The organism is Oleiphilus sp. HI0067, from assembly GCF_001635735.1.
In genome coordinates, this window is record NZ_LWFI01000649.1 from 1 (window position 1) to 620 (window position 620).

The 620-nt window shown below is 42.9% G+C and carries 1 protein-coding gene; it reads left to right on the plus strand.

Annotated elements, in window-relative coordinates:
* Positions 1–39: 39 nt before the first annotated feature.
* A partial coding sequence (locus A3739_RS07185) for a polysaccharide biosynthesis/export family protein (protein WP_197472158.1) occupies positions 40–620 on the plus strand: 581 nt, incomplete at its 3' end.

Sequence of the window (620 nt, forward strand, 5' to 3'; positions counted from 1 at the left end):
AAACAGAACAACAACAGTAAAGACAAGAAACATCGCTTCATGGAAAGAATTGCTCGATTTATCTCTTCTTTTTTAGCGCCTGCATTATTTGTAAGTGTTATTACGCCAGCTTCCGCCATCGATGTGGATCCTCTTCTTATTGATCAATTTATGCGTATGGATCCTACGCAACAACAAGCTTTAGCTGCGCAGTATGGCGTCGATTTAAGCCAATTTGGCGGTGGCACGAGTGGTAGTGGTCTTCAAGAAGAACAAACTAAACAGCAAGTTTCTGTACTCACTCGAAGTGGGCAGTCTCAAGACCCAAGTGAACAAGCCTTGCCTCGAGGAGATGTGCCAGAAGAAGAATCCAGTGCACGATATCAAGCAGGCAAATTAGTACCTTTCGGTTATGAATTATTTGCAGGGGCTCCAAGTACATTTGAACCAGTGAATGATATTCCTGTTTCAAATGATTACGTACTTGGTCCGGGTGATACCTTAAAAGTAGAGCTTTATGGTAAGGAAAGTAAGAGCTATCAGCTCGGAATCGACGCGCAAGGAAAGGTTTATTTTCCAGAACTAGGCCCATTGAACGTGGCAGGCCTTAGTTTTGAAGAAGTTAAAAACAAGCTGCGTGA